The organism is Halomonas sp. NCCP-2165 (genome assembly GCF_023708045.1).
GTDB classification, from domain to species: Bacteria; Pseudomonadota; Gammaproteobacteria; order Pseudomonadales; family Halomonadaceae; genus Bisbaumannia; species Bisbaumannia pacifica.
On sequence record NZ_BRCY01000035.1, the window covers coordinates 17,332 to 33,646 of the forward strand.

15 protein-coding genes are annotated in these 16,315 nt (G+C 67.6%); all 15 read right to left on the bottom strand.

Features of this window, described 5'->3' with window-relative positions:
* Window positions 1-69: 69 nt before the first annotated feature.
* Complete coding sequence (gene cheZ, locus NFU04_RS14530; RefSeq protein WP_251310147.1) at window positions 70-759, bottom strand: protein phosphatase CheZ; 690 nt, start codon at window positions 757-759, stop codon at window positions 70-72.
* Between the two features lie 32 nt (window positions 760-791).
* Window positions 792-1,181: a chemotaxis response regulator CheY gene (cheY, locus tag NFU04_RS14535; RefSeq protein WP_146804174.1), complete on the bottom strand. Its 390-nt coding sequence runs from the start codon at window positions 1,179-1,181 to the stop codon at window positions 792-794.
* A gap of 106 nt (window positions 1,182-1,287) precedes the next feature.
* Window positions 1,288-2,958, bottom strand: coding sequence for a methyl-accepting chemotaxis protein (locus tag NFU04_RS14540; RefSeq protein WP_251310161.1), 1,671 nt, complete (start codon window positions 2,956-2,958; stop codon window positions 1,288-1,290).
* A 45-nt stretch (window positions 2,959-3,003) separates the two neighbouring features.
* A complete protein-coding gene (locus tag NFU04_RS14545; RefSeq protein ID WP_251310148.1) occupies window positions 3,004-4,068 on the bottom strand; it encodes a protein-glutamate methylesterase/protein-glutamine glutaminase in 1,065 nt (354 codons plus the stop codon).
* A gap of 131 nt (window positions 4,069-4,199) precedes the next feature.
* Entirely contained in the window at window positions 4,200-5,063 is an 864-nt protein-coding gene (locus NFU04_RS14550) for a CheR family methyltransferase (protein WP_251310149.1), read from the bottom strand.
* Window positions 5,060-7,246 (bottom strand): methyl-accepting chemotaxis protein, encoded by a 2,187-nt coding sequence (locus tag NFU04_RS14555; RefSeq protein ID WP_251310150.1) that lies wholly within the window; start codon window positions 7,244-7,246, stop codon window positions 5,060-5,062. Before NFU04_RS14555 ends, NFU04_RS14550 begins: the two co-directional genes overlap by 4 nt.
* A gap of 56 nt (window positions 7,247-7,302) precedes the next feature.
* Window positions 7,303-9,006 carry a methyl-accepting chemotaxis protein gene (locus NFU04_RS14560; protein ID WP_251310151.1) on the bottom strand — a complete coding sequence of 568 codons (1,704 nt, stop codon included), beginning with the start codon at window positions 9,004-9,006 and terminating at the stop codon, window positions 7,303-7,305.
* 150 nt (window positions 9,007-9,156) lie between these two features.
* Window positions 9,157-9,651 carry a chemotaxis protein CheW gene (gene cheW / locus NFU04_RS14565; RefSeq protein WP_146803538.1) on the bottom strand — a complete coding sequence of 165 codons (495 nt, stop codon included), beginning with the start codon at window positions 9,649-9,651 and terminating at the stop codon, window positions 9,157-9,159.
* On the bottom strand, window positions 9,648-11,771 hold the full coding sequence (cheA, locus tag NFU04_RS14570; protein ID WP_251310152.1) for a chemotaxis protein CheA: 2,124 nt from the start codon (window positions 11,769-11,771) through the stop codon (window positions 9,648-9,650). Before cheA ends, cheW begins: the two co-directional genes overlap by 4 nt.
* A gap of 68 nt (window positions 11,772-11,839) precedes the next feature.
* Window positions 11,840-12,772 carry a flagellar motor protein MotB gene (gene motB / locus NFU04_RS14575; RefSeq protein WP_251310153.1) on the bottom strand — a complete coding sequence of 311 codons (933 nt, stop codon included), beginning with the start codon at window positions 12,770-12,772 and terminating at the stop codon, window positions 11,840-11,842.
* Window positions 12,769-13,632, bottom strand: a complete 864-nt coding sequence (gene motA, locus NFU04_RS14580) for a flagellar motor stator protein MotA (protein ID WP_251310154.1) — start codon at window positions 13,630-13,632, stop codon at window positions 12,769-12,771. The genes motB and motA overlap by 4 nt, the downstream gene beginning before the upstream one ends.
* 294 nt (window positions 13,633-13,926) lie before the next feature.
* Window positions 13,927-14,511, bottom strand: a complete 585-nt coding sequence (gene flhC / locus NFU04_RS14585; protein ID WP_251310155.1) for a flagellar transcriptional regulator FlhC — start codon at window positions 14,509-14,511, stop codon at window positions 13,927-13,929.
* A gap of 3 nt (window positions 14,512-14,514) precedes the next feature.
* Window positions 14,515-14,847, bottom strand: a complete 333-nt coding sequence (gene flhD / locus NFU04_RS14590; RefSeq protein WP_251310156.1) for a flagellar transcriptional regulator FlhD — start codon at window positions 14,845-14,847, stop codon at window positions 14,515-14,517.
* Between the two features lie 311 nt (window positions 14,848-15,158).
* Entirely contained in the window at window positions 15,159-15,443 is a 285-nt protein-coding gene (locus tag NFU04_RS14595) for an EscU/YscU/HrcU family type III secretion system export apparatus switch protein (protein ID WP_251310157.1), read from the bottom strand.
* A partial coding sequence (fliK, locus tag NFU04_RS14600) for a flagellar hook-length control protein FliK (protein ID WP_251310158.1) occupies window positions 15,440-16,315 on the bottom strand: 876 nt, incomplete at its 5' end. The genes NFU04_RS14595 and fliK, both read right to left, overlap by 4 nt.

The following is a 16,315-nucleotide window of genomic DNA, read 5'->3' on the forward strand; positions in this document are numbered from 1 at the left end:
TACCGCGCTTTTCGACAGGGAGGACGGGCTCTCGCCCCGCGCCGGGGGCGGGTCACCTCGATAAGGGGCCTAGAAGCCCAGCTCGTCGAGCAGGTCGTCCACCTGGTCCTGGCTGGTGACGACATCGGCACCCTCGGGCTTGACCTGGGGCCCGTTGAGCAGCGACTCCTCGCGCTTCTTGGCGTCGGCCTCCCACTGACCGGCGGCACGCCGCTGCATGGCCTCGCGCTCCTCGCCGTCGGGCACCGTGTCCAGCAGCACCTGGACCAGCTGGTGCTCGATCTCGCGGATCACGTCCATCATCTTCTTGATGACCTGGCCGGTGAGATCCTGGAAATCCTGGGCCATCATGATCTCGAGCAGCTCCTTGTTGGTGGCCTGGACCACCTCCGGCACCGAGCCCAGGTAGTGGCGGGTCTCGCGCACCAGGGCCTTGGCCTGATCCAGCTCCATGGGGTGCTCGAACCAGTCGGCCCAGCGCTTGTCCAGCGTCTCGGCCTCGTTACCCAGCTGATCCTGCAGCGGCTGGGCACGGTCGATGGCATTCAGCGCTCGGTCCGCGGCCTGTTCGGTCATGTTGGCCACATAGCTGAGACGGTCCCGGGCATCGGGAATCGCCTCGGCGGCCCTTTCGATCTCCTTGTCGAGCCCCAGCTCCCGCATGCTGTCACGCAGCGAACGGGTCAGGGCCCCGATGCGCTGGATCAGATCATCGGGAGCGCCCTGCTGGTCAGCCCCTTGGGAAGCCTCACCGCTCATGCCTGTCTCCTATGGGGGAGTCCCCCGTGCCGTTACTTGCCCAATTTCTCGAAGATCTTGTTGAGTTTCTCTTCCAGGGTCGCCGAGGTGAACGGCTTGACCACATAGCCGTTGGCGCCGGCCTGAGCGGCGGCGATGATGTTCTCCTTCTTGGCCTCGGCGGTGACCATCAGCACCGGCAACGCCTTGAGCGCCTCATCGGCACGGATCTGCTTGAGCATCTCCAGGCCATCCATATTGGGCATGTTCCAGTCGGAGACGACGAACTCGAAGCCGCCGCCGCGCAGCTTGTTCAGGGCATCCTGGCCATCCTCGGCCTCGTCCACGTTGGTGAAACCCAATTCCTTGAGCAGGCTGCGCACGATGCGCCGCATGGTGGGGAAGTCGTCGACCACCAAAATGCTCATATTCTTGTCGGCCATTAGTTTTCCTCGTTACTGCGTGGCTGTCGTTCAATGGTGATCGGCGCACCGATCATCAGGGGTCAGTTGCTTCTCTTGGTCACGGCGACCGGGTGGGCCGCCGCGCTCAGAATGCTTCCCAGTCATCCTCGGCCAGGGCCTCGCCGGGACGGGCCTCCGGCCGGGTCGGCAGCGCCGCGGGACACGCCTCGTGGCGAGGCGCCGGCATCTCGACGGCCCCCTGGGCCAGGCGGAACTGCGCCACCGCCCGCTCCAGCCTCGCGGCCTGCTCCTCCAGGGAGGCGGCGGCGGTGGCGGCCTGCTGCACCAGGGAGGCGTTCTGCTGGGTCACCTCGTCCATCTGGGTCACGGCCCGGCCGACCTGCTCGATGCCGTCGCTCTGCTCCTGGGAGGCGGCGGAGATCTCGTCCATGATATCGGTGACCCGCCTCACCGCGGTGACCACCTCCTGCATGGTGGCGCCGGCCTGCTCCACCAGGGTGGAGCCCTCCTGCACCTGGGCCACCGAGCCATCGATCAGCGCCTTGATCTCCTTGGCCGCATCCGCGCTGCGGCTGGCCAGGTTGCGCACCTCGCCGGCCACCACCGCGAAGCCGCGGCCCTGTTCGCCGGCCCGGGCCGCCTCCACCGAGGCGTTGAGCGCCAGGATATTGGTCTGGAAGGCGATGGAGTCGATCACCCCGGTGATATCCGAGACCTTCTGGGAGCTGTCGGCGATGCCATGCATGGTGGTCACCACCCGCTCGACCACCGCGCCGCCGCGCTCGGCGGTGGTGGAGGCCTCCCGGGCCAGGCCGCTGGCCTGACGGGCGTTGTCGGCGTTCTGCTTCACGGTGGCGGTGAGCTCCTCCATGCTCGAGGCGGTCTCCTCCAGGGAGGCGGCCTGCTGCTCGGTGCGCGAGGAGAGGTCGGCGTTACCGGCGGCGATCTCGCGGGTGCCGCCATGGATGGCCGTGCTGCTGTCACGCACCGTGCCCACGGTCCGGGCCAGGCCCTGCTGCATCTCGCGCATGGCGGCGAACAGCTCGCCGATCTCGTTGCGGCTGAGGACCCTGATCTCGGCGGAGAGGTCGGCCTTGGCGATGCGCTTGAGGCTCTCCACCGCCTGGCCCAGCGGACGGATCACGATCCTGCGCAGGCCCAGGTAGAGCATCACCAGCATCACGGCGGTGGCCAGCAGGATGGCCAGGCCGATCCAGGCGAAGCGGCTGGCGCTGGCCCGGTAAGCCGCCATCAGCGTATCGCTGCGCTCGAAGCCGTAGCCGATAAAGGCGCGTGAGCTCTCCGCCAGGGCCTGGCTGGGGGCCACGAGCTCCCCGCGCAGGGTATCGAGGCGCGCGGTGTCCGCGGCCTCGAGGGCGGCATGTTGCCGCCGGGCCAGGCCCAGAACGGTGGCGAAGTCGCGCTCCAGTTCGCCAGCCAGGCCCCGCCCCTGCTCGGTCTTGGGTGCCGCCACAAAGTTATCGAAGCGCGCCTCGGCGCGCTCCAGCAGGTCAGCGGCCAGGGTCCGGGCGCGGGCCGCCTCCTCGGTGCGTCCCTGCACCATGGCGTTGGTGGCGCTCTCCAGGTAGAGGCGTCCGGCATTGAGCAGCGACTCGGCGCGATTGATCTCGTTGAGCTGATCGGCGCTGATCAGATTCAAGGTGCCCAGGGTACGATCGGCATTGCGATCGGCCAGCACTCCCAACAGCGCCACGCTACCGAAGAAGAGCACGAAGCAGGCCAGTACGCCGACCATGGCTCCGTGGATACTGATCCTGCGCAAGATTCCGAGCATCATCCTTCCCTCATGTTTCTGGCGTGATAGCGAGGCATTGCCCCACTAGACCCGCTGGGCACGCCCGGAGGCGGCCACCAGCGCCATCAGCCGCGGCGCCATCTCATCCAGCCCGACCACCTCGCTGGCACCGCCGATGGCGATCGCCTCCCGGGGCATGCCGAAGACCACGCAGCTGGCCTCGTCCTGGGCCAGGGTCACCGCCCCGGCCTGGCGCATCTCCAGGAGCCCCTGGGCACCGTCCTTGCCCATGCCGGTGAGCAGGGCACCGATGGCATTGCGGCCGGCCTGCTGGGCGGCGGAGCGGAACAGCACGTCCACCGAGGGACGGTGCCGATTGACCGGCGGCCCGCCGTCCAGGCGCGCCACATAGTTGGCGCCGCTGCGCGCCAGCTGCAGGTGGGCATCCCCCGGGGCGATATAGGCATGGCCGGGCAGGATACGCTCGCCATCCACGGCCTCCTTGACGCGAATGCGGCACAGCCGATCGAGGCGTTCGGCGAAGGAGCGGGTGAAGCCGCCGGGCATATGCTGGGCGATCAGGATCGCCGGCGCATTCGCCGGCAGCGGCTCGAGCACCTGGCGGATCGCCTCGGTGCCGCCGGTGGAGGCGCCGATGATCAGCAGCTTCTCGCTGGAGACCAGCGGCGCCTTGAGGGCCGCCGGCCGCGGCGCCTTGGCATCGCGACGCGCCTGGCGGGGCCGCGAGCGGGCCGCGGCGCGCAGTTTCTCGGCGATCTCCGCGCCGTATTCCATCATGTTGTGGCGGATGCCCATCTGCGGCTTGGCGACGAAGTCCAGGGCGCCCAGCTCCAGGGCACGCAGGGTGATCTCGGAGCCGGCCTGGGTCAGCGACGAGACCATCAGCACCGGCATGGGCCTCAGGCGCATCAGGCGCTCGAGGAAGTCGAGGCCATCCATGCGCGGCATCTCCACGTCCAGGGTCAGGACATCCGGGTTGTGCTGCTTGATCAGGTCGCGGGCCACCAACGGGTTGGGCGCCACGGCCACCACTTCCATGTCGGGCTGGCGATTGATGATCTCGGTCAGGAGCTCACGGATCAGCGCCGAATCATCGACGCACAGCACCTTGATCTTGGCTGCACTCAAGGCAGTCCTCCTTGGCTGGGGCGCCAGGCGCCCGACAACGTTCAACTAGGAATATCGGCCGGTATGCCGGCGACTTTAACCATCCTCGGCCAGGCGAACACAGCGTCGGATGCGCCTCCGGCTTATCCGACCTACCGGGGCGCCTTGGTATAGACGGTCTGGCCGCGCAGGCGGAAGGCCTCGCTGATGTAGGAGAAGTTCTCCGAGTGGCCGGCGAACAGCAGGCCGTCCGGCTTGAGCAGCGGGGCGAAGCGCTCGAGGATCCGCGCCTGGGTCGCCTTGTCGAAGTAGATCATCACGTTACGGCAGAAGATCGCATCGAAGGGACCGCTGACCGGCCAGCTGGGGGCCAGCAGGTTGAGCTCCTCGAAGACCACCCGCTCGGCCAGCTCGGGACGGATCTTGGCCATCCCCGCATGGCGCCCGTTGCCGCGCAGGAAGAAGCGCTTGACCCGCGCCTCGTCGAGCTTGCGCACCTGCTCCATGGGGTAGATGCCGGCCCGCGCCCGGGCCAGGGCATCGGTGTCGATATCGGTAGCGATCACCTCCGCCTGGCTCGCCCGGGAGCCCAGGGCCTCGGTGAGGGTCATGGCGATGGAGTAGGGCTCCTCGCCGGTGGAGGCCGCCGCACACCAGACCCGGACCGGCCCGGGGCGGGTGCGCATATGCTCCGCCAGCAGCGGGAAGTGATGCGCCTCGCGGAAAAAGGCGGTCAGGTTGGTGGTCAAGGCGTTGGTGAACGCCTCCCACTCCTTGGCCTGGGGCTGGCGCTCGAGACGCGCCAGGTAGTCGCTGAACCGGGTCAGGCCATGATGGCGCAGGCGCTTGGCGAGCCGACTGTAGACCATCTCGCGCTTGTGCTCCGCCAGCACGATGCCGGCACGCTGATAGATCAGCTCACGAATGCGCGCGAAGTCGGCCGCCGTCAGCTCGAGATCCTTCTCGAGGGCGCCGCTCGGCTGAGCGACGCTCTCCCAGGACGACGGTGCGTTCAAAATGCTTCCCACTCCTCGGTGGCGGCATCCGCCTTGGGTGCCGCCGGGGTCCGTGACGGTTCGACCTCCTGGCCGCGGGGCAGCCGGGCCTGGTCGCTAGCGCCGCGCTGATGTTCTCGAGCCAGGGCCGCCCTGGCGGCGCGGATCTCCTCGAAGCCGCTGCCGGCCAGGCGGAAGGCGGAGACCGCATTGGCCAGTTGCAGGGCCTGGTGCTCGAGGCTCGAGGCCGCCGCCGCGGACTGCTGCACCAGGGCGGCATTCTGCTGGGTGACGTCGTCCATCTGGCTGATGGCCTGATTGATCTGGTTGATCCCCGAGCTCTGTTCCACGGAGGCCGAGGAGATCTCGCCCATGATGTCGTTGACCCGGGTCGCCGCGGCCACCACTTCCTCGATGGCCCCCTCGGCACGCTGCACCAGGCTGGCGCCGCTGCTGATCTCCTTGGCGGAGCCGTCGATCAGCTGACGGATCTCCCCGGCGGCATTGGAGGAGCGGCTGGCCAGGTTGCGCACTTCGCCGGCCACCACCGCGAAGCCGCGGCCCTGCTCGCCGGCCCGGGCCGCCTCCACCGAGGCATTGAGCGCCAGGATATTGGTCTGGAAGGCGATGGAATCGATCACGTCGATGATCTCGGTCATCTTGCGGGACTGTTCGGTGATCCGCCCCATGGTCTGCACCACCTCGCCCATCAGCTCGCCGGCCTGCCCCACCTGGGTGGCGTTGTCCACCGCCAGGCCGCTGGCCTGGCGGGCATTGTCGGCGTTCTGCTGCACCGTGGTGGTCATCTCCTCCATGCTCGAGGCGGTCTGCTGCAGGGAGGCCGCCTGCTGCTCGGTGCGCGAGGAGAGGTCCTCGTTGCCTTGGGCGATATCCCGCGCCGCCGGGGTCACCACGGAGACGCCGCGATTGACGTCGCCGACGATGCTGCCGAGGCTCTTGCGCATGATATCCAGGGCATGCATCAGGCGACCGATCTCGTCGCGACGCCGCGAGGGCATGTTGGCCCCCAGGTTGCCGGCGGCCATCTGCAGGGTGAAAGCGGTCGACTCCCTGAGCGCCTTGATCATGCTGCGCACCACCAGGGCCCCCAGGCCCACCAGCAACACCAGGCCGACGATCAGCAGGCTGAGCTGGGCGAGCATCATCTGCTGCTTGCCGGCGGCGGCCTCCTCGGCCATCACCAGGGCCGCGCCCTGCTTGTCGTCGATCAGGCCGTTGACCTGGGCGGAGAGCTCGCGACCACTGGCTTGCAGGTTATCGCGACGCTGCTGGGCGCCGGTGAAGATTTCGAAGGCGTCCTCGGAGGAGAGCACCGAGACCATCTCCAGGATCCCGTCCTCGATATAGGCCGAAAGGCCCTCATCGAAGGCATCGGCGCGGGGGGTATGGTTGACCTCCCGGTCCCGGTACTCGCCCCAGACGGTCTCCAGGCGCTCGGCCACGCCGGAGAGCTCCCCGACCAGGCGCTCGGAGTTCTGCACCAGCTCCATCTGGTTGGTGGTCAGCAGGGATTCATAGCCGGCGGTGATCAGCCGATCGAGTTGCTGCAGCCGCGCCACGTCCTGGAGGCCATCCCGGTTGAGGGCCTGGAGGCGCTCGCCGGAGGCCTGGAGGCCGTAGAGGCCGAGCAGGCCGCTGGCCAGGACGAGCAGCATGGAGATCGCCACCATGCCGCTGATCCGCGCACGCATGGAGCCCAGGTTGACGCGCTTGAGCTTGGCCATCACCCCGCGGCGACGCAGGCGCCCGCGGTGCAGCGTCAGGCGCTTGCCGCGCCCCTCGCGGATCTCCCGATAGGCCGCCTCGGCCCGGGTCACCTCCTCGCGGCTGGGTTTGACCCGCACCGAGGCGTAGCCCACCGTCTCGCCGTTCTCGATGATCGGGGTGACGCTGGCATGCACCCAGTAGAAGTCGCCGTTCTTGCAGCGGTTCTTCACCACCCCGGTCCAGGTCTCGCCCTCCTTGAGGGTCTCCCAGAGGTTGGCGAAGGCCGCCTCCGGCATGTCCGGGTGGCGCACCAGGTTGTGGGGGGCACCGATCAGCTCCTCCCGGGAGAAGCCGCTGACCTCGACGAAGGCCGGGTTGGCGTAGGTGATGCGGCCCTTGAGATCGGTCCGCGAGATCAGGAAGGTGTGCTCGTCGAGGGGGTACTCGCGACGGGTCACCGGCTGGTTATTACGCATGTCTTGGCTCCCTGCATGGCGCCCCCCTGGGGCGCCGGGTCGTTATTTTTTATTGGTCAGAAACTTTCCCAGTCATCGTCCTGGGCTCCTGCCACCGCCGTCGCCGCCGGCTGCGGCCGGGACGCCCGGGCCTCGCCATGGGCGCCGCCCAGGTCGGGCAGCCAGCGGGCCAGGTCGTCGTCGCCATTCGTCTCGTCGACGCGGAACTGGGCCACCGACTCGCGCAGCCGCGCGGCCTCCTCCTCCAGGGCGGCGGCGGCGGAGGCGGCCTGCTGCACCAGGGCGGCGTTCTGCTGGGTCACCTGATCCATCTGGGTCACCGCCTGGTTGACCTGCAGGATGCCGTGACTCTGCTCCTGGGAGGCGGAGGCGATCTCGTCCATGATGTCGCTGACCTTCTGTACCGCCTGGACGATCTCGCCCATGGTCTGGCCGGCGCGATCCACCAGCGCCGAGCCGGTATCCACCTTGGCCACCGAGGCATCGATCAGCTCGCGGATCTGGCGGGCCGCCTCGCCGCTGCGGCTGGCCAGGTTGCGCACCTCGCCGGCCACCACCGCGAAGCCGCGGCCCTGCTCGCCGGCCCGGGCCGCCTCCACCGAGGCGTTGAGCGCCAGGATATTGGTCTGGAAGGCGATGGAGTCGATCAGCCCGATGATCTCGGTGACCTGCCGCGAGCTGTCGCTGATCTCGCGCATGGTCTCCACCACCTGGCCCACCACCTCGCCGCCCTGACCGGCGGTCTGGGAGGCCTCCTCGGCCAGGCGGCTGGCCTGGCGAGCGTTGTCGGCGTTCTGTTCCACGGTGGAGGTGAGCTCTTCCATGCTGGAAGCGGTCTCCGCCAGGGAGGCGGCCTGCTCCTCGGTGCGCGCCGAGAGGTCCTGGTTGCCGCTGGCGATCTCCTGGGTCCCCCCGTAGATGGACTGGCTGCCGCGGCGCACCCGGCTCACGGTACCGGCGAGCCCCTCCTGCATGTGTCCCAGGGCGGCGAAGAGGCGACCGATCTCGTTGTTGCCGCGGCGCTCGACCGTCCCGGAGAGATCGCCCTTGGCGATCCGCTCGCAGTGATCCACCACCCGACCCAGGGGACGAATCACGTTGACGGTGACGCCCCACAGCACGATGACCACGGTGGCGGTGGCCACCAGCAGCACCAGGATGATGGCCAGCTTGACCGTATTGGCGACGCTGAAGAAGTTCTCGTAACGCTGGGTCCCCTCCGCCTCCACGGTATGGAAGAAGCTCACCGCATCGGCATAGAAGGCGGCATTCAGACGCTCGGCCTCGCTGCGCAGGGCCTGGAAGCGTTCGACATCGCCTTCCGCCAGGGCGCGCTGCTGGGGGATCAGGGCCTCATCGAAGAGCGCGGCGACGCTTGCGGCGATGGGCGGAATCAGCGCCTCGTTCTCCGGCTGGGCGGGGAGCGCCACGAACTCCGCAAAGACTCGCTCGGCGCTCTCCAGGCGCTCGCCCAGCGCCACGGCCGCCTGTTGTGCCTGGCGACGCGCGCGATCGCTTTCGGCATCGACAAGCTGCGCATGCACGTCCTCCATGGCGATTCGCGCGGCCATCATCATGGAGTTGCCACGATTGAGGGTGGCCTGCTGGTCCACGTTGACGGCGCTGAAGGCCGCCAGCTCCCGCTGGCTGTGATTGACGGCGTAGAGACCCAGGCCGCTGAGCAGCAGCAGCAGCGCACTGAAGGTGACCAGCACCAGGGTCCAGCTGACCCGCACGGTCATGTTATCGAGAAACTTCACGACTACCCCTTGAATTACCGGGCCCCACCCCCGGGGTGGAGCGACTTGAGCGTTGGGCCGCGGCGCACCGCGGCCGTATCAGGGTCGTTGTTGTTGTCTGCCCGACGCTCTGCGGCGTCTCGGCGCCGAGTCGTCCCGGCGCCCTCCCCGTCATTCGCTGACGTTTTCCACCAGCGCCATCTCGTCGCTAGTCAGCAGGCGTTCGATATCCACCAGCACCAGCATGCGATCCTCCAGGCTGCCCAGGCCGCTCAGGAAGTCGGAGGAGAGGGTCACGCCGAATTCCGGCGCCGGCTTGATCTGTTCCGGGGTCAGGGTCATGACGTCGGAGACGCCATCGACCACGATGCCCACCACGCGCTCGCCGACGTTGACCACGATCACCACCGTCTGGCCACCGTACTCGACGCTGTCGAAGTGGAACTTGATGCGCAGGTCGACGATCGGCACGATCACCCCGCGCAGGTTGGTCACCCCCTTGATGAAATCGGGGGCATTGGCGATCCGAGTGACGTTCTCGTAGCCACGGATCTCCTGCACCTTGAGGATATCGATGGCGTACTCCTCGTCTCCCAGGGAGAAGACCAGGAATTCACGGCTATCGGCATCCACGGCGGCGGCGCTGGCGGCATTCATCTCGCTCATGAGGGTTCGACCTCCTTCTCGGTCTGGGCCAGGTGGTGAGTCGGCGCTTGCCGACGCTGTTCGTAGCCGGCCTGCTGCTTGCTCTGATTGAGCCGGTGCAGGCCGGCGATATCGAGAATCAGGGCGACGCTGCCGTCGCCGAGGATGGTGGCGGCGGAGACGCCGGGCACCTTGCGGTAGTTGGTTTCCAGGTTCTTGACCACCACCTGCTGCTGGCCGAGCAGGTCGTCCACCAGCAGGGCATAGCGGCGCCCCTCGCCCTGGACGATCACGGCGATGCACTGGGTCGGCTCGGTGCAGGCGCCGGTCACGTCCAGGGCCTGATGCACCGCCACCACCGGCAGGTACTCGTCGCGCACCTTGAGCACCACGTCATCGCCGGCCATGGCGTAGAGGTCCTCCTGGCGCGGCTGCAGCGACTCCAGCACCGCCGACAGCGGCAGGATAAAGACCTCGCCGCCGACCTTGATCGACATGCCGTCGAGGATCGCCAGGGTCAGCGGCAGCACGATACGGGTGGTGGTGCCCTGCCCCGGCCGCGAGAGGATCTCCACGTGGCCGCCCATCTCCTGGATATTGCGCTTGACCACGTCCATGCCCACGCCGCGGCCGGAGACATCGCTGACCTCCTGGGCGGTGGAGAAGCCCGGGGCGAAGATCAGCTGCCACACCTCGTCGTCGCTCATCGAGTCGGAGACCGAGAGGCCGTTCTCGCGGGCCTTGGCCAGCAGCTTGTCGCGGTTGAGGCCGGCGCCGTCGTCGATCACCTCGATCAGGATATTGCCGCCCTGGTGCTGCGCGGAGAGGGTCAGGCGACCGGTGCGCGGCTTGCCGACGGCCTCGCGGGCCTCGGGGGACTCGATGCCGTGATCGAGGCTGTTGCGAACCAGGTGGGTCAGGGGATCGATGATGCGCTCGGTGAGGCTCTTGTCGAGCTCGGTGGACTCCCCCTCGGTGACCAGTTCCACGTCCTTGTCGAGCCTCTTGGCCAGGTCGCGCACCAGCCGCGGGAAGCGGCTGAAGACATAGTCCATGGGCACCATGCGGATCGACATCACCGATTCCTGGAGGTCCCGGGCATTGCGCTGCAGCAGGCTCATGCCGTTGACCAGGGCGCCGTTGGAGACGTTATCCAGCTCGCTGACGGTCTGGTCGAGCATCGACTGGGTGATAATCAGCTCGCCCACCAGGTTGATGATCTGATCGACCTTGTTGACCGGCACGCGAATCGAGGTCGACTCGCCGCCCTTGGCCGCCGCCTTGGGCTTGGCGGCAGGCTTGGCGGCGGGCTTGGGCTTGGCCGTGGCCGGCGCCGCCTCGGCGGGGGGCGTCGTCTCGGGGGAGGCCGCCTCGGCGGGTGCCGCCACCGGCGGCGCGGCCTCCGCCGATGCCGACGGCTGGGGCGCCTCGGCCTCGCGCACCTCCACCTGCTCCGCCTCGACGATAAAGCACATCACCGCCTCGATCTCGTCCCGGTCGCTCTCGGTGGCCAGGCTCACTTCGTAGCGCTCGGCGTCGCCGCCACGACCCTTGATCTCGCCCAGGTGTCCCAGTTCCTCGATCAGCAGCTCGCGATCCTTGTCGCCCACCTTGAGCAGGGCCACCACCAGGTTGGCTCCCTCGGCCGGCGCCGGTGCGGCTTGGGGCTCGGCCTGGGGCTCGGGCTCGGGCTGGGGGGCGGGCGCCTCGGCCGGCGCGTCGGTCGCGTCGCCGGCCCCGTCCAGGCCCTGGCCCATCTCGTCCAGGGCGATCTGCTGCAGCACCTTGCAGATGCGCTCGAAGGCCTCCGAATCGGGCTCGCCGCCCTGACGATAGGCGTCCAGCTGATCGTTCAACATATCCTTGGTTTCCAGAAAGGTATCGACGATATCGCGGCGCAGGGCGAGCTCACCGCGCCGGGTATGATCGAGCAGGTTCTCGAACAGGTGCGTGGTCTGCTGGAGCACGTCGAAGCCGAAGGTCCCGGCGCCCCCCTTGATGGAGTGGGCGGCACGGAAGATCGCATTGAGCTGCTCGGGATCCGGCGACTCGAGGTCAAGCTCGAGCAGGTGGCGCTCCATGTCCGCCAGCAGTTCCTCGGCCTCTTCGAAGAACGTTTCGTAGAAATCACTGAAATCCATGCTAGTCCCCGCCTTGTGATTCGATGATCAGACCCGGTCCGAGCCTCTCGCTGTGTCCCCTGGTCGGCTCAGGGCGGCGCGGCGCCTTCGCCATCCGACTCGACGGTGCCCTCCGGCACGCCTCGAGGGTCCGCGCTCATGCCCTGGGAGAGAATCTGCTCGGCCGCCCACTCGTCCAGCACCACCAGGCTGATACGGCGATTCACCGCATCGTCCGGGGCGGTGTCCGCCATGGGGACCCGGTCGGCCATGCCCGCCACACGCAGCAGCCGCTCCGACTCCAGGCCGCCGGCCACCAGCTCGCGACGCGAGGCGTTGGCCCGGTCGCTGGAGAGCTCCCAGTTGCTGTAGCCACGATTGCCACCGATATAGGGCACGCTGTCGGTGTGGCCGCTGATGCTCAGGCGATTGGGCAGCTCGTTGAGCAGCGGCGCGATGGTGCGCAACAGGTCGCGCATATAGGGGGCGACCCGATCGCTGCCCAGTTCGAACATGGGACGCCGCTCGGAGTCCACCAACTGGATACGCAGCCCCTCCTGGGTCAGGTCCAGGCGCATCTGCTCGCGCAGCGGGCGCAGCCGCGCATCGGCCTGGATCGCCGCCTCGATACGTGCCTGCAGCTCGCGCAGGCGCCGGCGCTCCTCGGCGCGCCCGCGATCGCGCAGGCGCTGTCGCTCCACCGCCTCGCGACTCTGATCGCGCAGTTCGATACGCGCGATCTCGCCCTCGGCATGGGCCGGATCGGGCCCGCCGCCGGGAATGGCGCTGTCGCTGGAGGTGGTGCGATCCCCGCCGGCGATGGCGGTGGTCAGCGGCGTGCGAAAATACTCGGCCACCGCCTCCAGCTCGGCACGGCTCGACGAGGAGAGGATCCACAGCACCAGGAAGAGCGCCATCAGGGCGGTCATGAAATCGGCCAGGGCGATCTTCCAGGCGCCGCCATGGTGGTTATGCACCACCTTCTTGCGGCGAATGATGATCGGGCGACGCTGCTCGCTCATGCCCCACCCTTGGCGGCGCGGACATGCTCCTCCAGCTCGGTGAAGCTGGGACGCTCGGCGCTATGCAGCGCCTTGCGTCCGAACTCCACCGCCACCTGGGGCGCGCAGCCATTGAGGCTGGCCAGCAGGGTGACTCGCACGCACTGCAGCATCTTGACCCCCTCGGCCACCTGACGCTCGATGCGACTGGCGAGCGGATTGACGAAGCCGTAGGCCAGCAGGATGCCGAGGAAGGTGCCCACCAGGGCATGGGCGATCATGACGCCCATCTCGTCGGGACCGGCATCCGCGGCGCTTAGCGCCTTGACCACCCCCATCACCGCCGCCACGATGCCGAAGGCCGGCAGGGCATCCCCCACCTTGCCGAGGGCATCGGCGGGAATATTGGCCTCGTGCTCGAAGGCCTCGATCTCGTGGAGCATCAGCTCGTCGAGCTCCAGGGGATCCATGCTGCCGCTGACCATCAGCCGCAGATAGTCGGTGATAAACCCCATGATCAGCGGATCATTGAGAATCTTCGGATGCTCGTTGAACAGGGCGCTCTCCTGGGGATTATCGATATCCCGCTCGATGCCCAGCATGCCCTCTCGGCGCATCTTGGCCAGCAGCTTGTACTGCAGGGCCATCAGCTCCATGTAGGCATCCTTGTCATAGCGGGTGGTGCGCTTGAGCTTCGAGGCGGTACGCAGGGTCGCCTTGATCGCCTTGCCATTGTTGGCGGCAACGAAGGCCCCTACGGCGGCGCCGCAGATCATCAGGATCTCGGTGGGCTGGTAGAGGGGCCCCAGGTTCCCACCGGCCAGCAGGAAGCCGCCGAAGACGGATAGGGTGACGATCAGAAAGCCTATGGGTATCAGCACGACCAGGATCCTTCGCTACAGCATGGGTGGCATCTTCCAGGGTTATCGGCATGCTCCCGGGGGACTTGAGGCATCTCACGAAAAAATCTCGCCGGGGACGTCGGATGCGCTCGCCTTCGGCTCGTTTATCCGACCTACGCCGACTCACGAAAAAATCTCGCCGGGGACGTCGGATGCGCTCGCCTTCGGCTCGTTTATCCGACCTACGCCGACTCACGAAAAAATCTCGTCCGGATACGACTGGCCCCGCCGCGGAATCCGGGGCGGGGCCAGTCAGGAGGCGTCGATTGGGGGTCAGCGGCCGACCAGGCGAGCCGCCGGCAGGGGCTCGGCATCGGTCGCGGACTCGGTCGCGGCACGCCGGTTCTTCTTGGTCTTGCCGGCCCGCGACGGGGGCTGGCAGATACCGCAGACATAGCCCTGGCCGGGGGTGTGGGCATGGGTCACGAAGCGCCCGCCACAGCAGGTGCAAGCGGTCAGTTCGAGCATCTCGCTCTCGAAGAAGCGCACCAGGGTCCAGGCCCGGGTCAACCCCAGCACCGGCTCGCTGTCGTCACAGGCCATCTGCTCCAGATAGAGGCGATAGGCCTTGACGAAGCCCTCCATGCGCGCGCAACCGAGCTCTTCGGTGAGGCGTCGATAGAAGTTGTAGAACAGCGACGAATGAACGTTCGGCAACCAGGTGATGAACCAGTCGGTGGAGAACGGCAGCATGCCCTTGGGAGGCGACATGCCGCGCACCTCCTTGTAGAGCTTGACCAGGCGGCTGCGACTCAGCTCGGTTTCGGTCTCCAGTACCTGCAGGCGGGCCCCCAGCTCGATCAGCTCGATGGCCAGCTGCACCTGGTGCATCTCCTTGACCAGACTCTTGTCAACCACGGCTCACCCCCTCGCATCGGCGACGGCGGCGCCGGTCCCGATGGTCGACATCAGCAGCGCCGCATGGGAGGAGGCGAGCCCCTGATCGCGGGGATTGCTGGTCAGCTGCTCGAGCTGGGTGGCATCGTCGAAGTTGAGGCGACACAGCAGTTGATTGGTGCGGGCCAGGCGGCCCAACTGCTTGCCGGAGAGAGAGAGGATCAGATCCGCCATGGCATCGTCCATCTTGAGACGGAACATGGCCGTGGCACGATCTTCGCTGAGTAGCCGCTGCACCAGCAGCAGATACGACAGATTCAGATCCTGGATATCATCCAGAACACTATCCATTTGCATTATTACAGATTCCCTACGTACCCAAGTGTTCCGAGGTCGCGTCGATGAGCCCCGATTCTTATGGCCGACCGCTGTGCTTGTGCTTGTGTCGGCTGGCATGCCTTTGGCTAGGCATTTTCGTACGCTGTTGTAGGATTTTTATGACAGCTTTTCAAGTCGCGACCAAAAACGCTCGTTTCACGCAAGCGTTCGTGCTTCGCCGAACCACAAAAATTAAGTTGCAAAAACAAGCAATTGCCCAGGTATTCGCACTGCTGATAGGTGCTATCACATACAAAACACTACAAAATCTTTGGCTTATTAACCGAGACCTAGTATGAGGCCGGCTCAGCTTCCAGGTCCCTGACCCAGATCAACAATTCGGCGATTACCTGGTAGAGCTCGGGGGGAATGCGCTCATCCAGGTCGAGCCGCATCAGCAGCGCCACCAGCTCCGGGGAGTCATGGACCTGGAGGCCACTCTCCCGGGCCGCGCGAATGATGCGCTCGGCCAGCTCGCCATAGCCCTTGGCCAGCACCCGAGGCGCCTCGTCGCCATCCCGATAAGCCAGGGCCACCGCCTGGCGACGCCGCCGCTGCTGCCGGGTATCGCTCATTCGCCCGCCTCCGGTCTAAGCCGCGCCGCCAGGCGGGCCTCGAAGCCCAGCGCCTCGAGGCGCCGGGCCAGCCGCGGCAGCCCGACCTCGAGGCGCGACACCACCGCGGCCTCGGGGCTGTCCAGGGTCAGGCTGAGGCGCCGTGCCACCAGGCGCAGCTGGACCGCCAGCTCGCCGAGGCCGGGCAGCACCAGGGTCAGCTCCGAGGCCCAGGCTTCGTCCTGGCCGCCCTCCTCCTCCGCCTCCTGGCGGGCTCGCTCGTCGAAGCCCGCCGGCAGTTGAATCGCCAAAGCCATGAAGATTCCCGACCAGACGTCCCCCTCCCAGCGGATCACCGGATTGACCAGCAGCTCCAGTTGATGACGCAGCACCCCCTGCAGCGACTCGGCGATGGGTTCGCCGCCGCGCAGCGGGGCCGGCTCGCGAGACGCCTCGACCGCCTCGACCGCCTCACCGGCCTGGGCCAGGCCCGGTGCCTGGGCCACTATCTGAAGCGGCGAGGCGCCTCCGCCCCCCGCTATCGGTGCCGCGCCCCGTATCGAAACACCGGCCGAAACGTCGGCCGAGACGCCGCCCCAGGTGCCGGGCGCGGGACGCCAGGGCGCCGCGGCGACGCTCCCCTCGGCGGGCCGAAAGGTCAGGGTGCGCCACTGCTGGGGTTCCTGGATCAGGGCGGCCCGGGGCAGGTCGCCGCGATACCAGCGGGCCAGATGGGACTCATGGAAGAGCCCGCTCTGGCGGAGACTGCCCTCCAGGCGCTGGGCCAGGGCATCCGCCGAGGGCAGCGCCCCCTGGGGCATCAAGGGCATCGCGGGGCGCACCGCCGAGGGCGGGGCGGGGAACCTGAGCAACAGGTCGGCGATGGTGTGGGC

Bases quoted from the DNA above. Each gene is read 5' to 3' on its own strand.
- cheY (WP_146804174.1), bottom strand. From the start codon at position 1,181: ATGGCCGACAAGAATATGAGCATTTTGGTGGTCGACGACTTCCCCACC.
- cheA (WP_251310152.1), bottom strand. From the start codon at position 11,771: ATGGATTTCAGTGATTTCTACGAAACGTTCTTCGAAGAGGCCGAGGAA.
- cheW (WP_146803538.1), bottom strand. From the start codon at position 9,651: ATGAGCGAGATGAATGCCGCCAGCGCCGCCGCCGTGGATGCCGATAGC.
- flhD (WP_251310156.1), bottom strand. From the start codon at position 14,847: ATGCAAATGGATAGTGTTCTGGATGATATCCAGGATCTGAATCTGTCG.
- cheZ (WP_251310147.1), bottom strand. From the start codon at position 759: ATGAGCGGTGAGGCTTCCCAAGGGGCTGACCAGCAGGGCGCTCCCGAT.
- NFU04_RS14555 (WP_251310150.1), bottom strand. From the start codon at position 7,246: ATGCGTAATAACCAGCCGGTGACCCGTCGCGAGTACCCCCTCGACGAG.
- motB (WP_251310153.1), bottom strand. From the start codon at position 12,772: ATGAGCGAGCAGCGTCGCCCGATCATCATTCGCCGCAAGAAGGTGGTG.
- NFU04_RS14540 (WP_251310161.1), bottom strand. From the start codon at position 2,958: ATGCTCGGAATCTTGCGCAGGATCAGTATCCACGGAGCCATGGTCGGC.
- NFU04_RS14595 (WP_251310157.1), bottom strand. From the start codon at position 15,443: ATGAGCGATACCCGGCAGCAGCGGCGGCGTCGCCAGGCGGTGGCCCTG.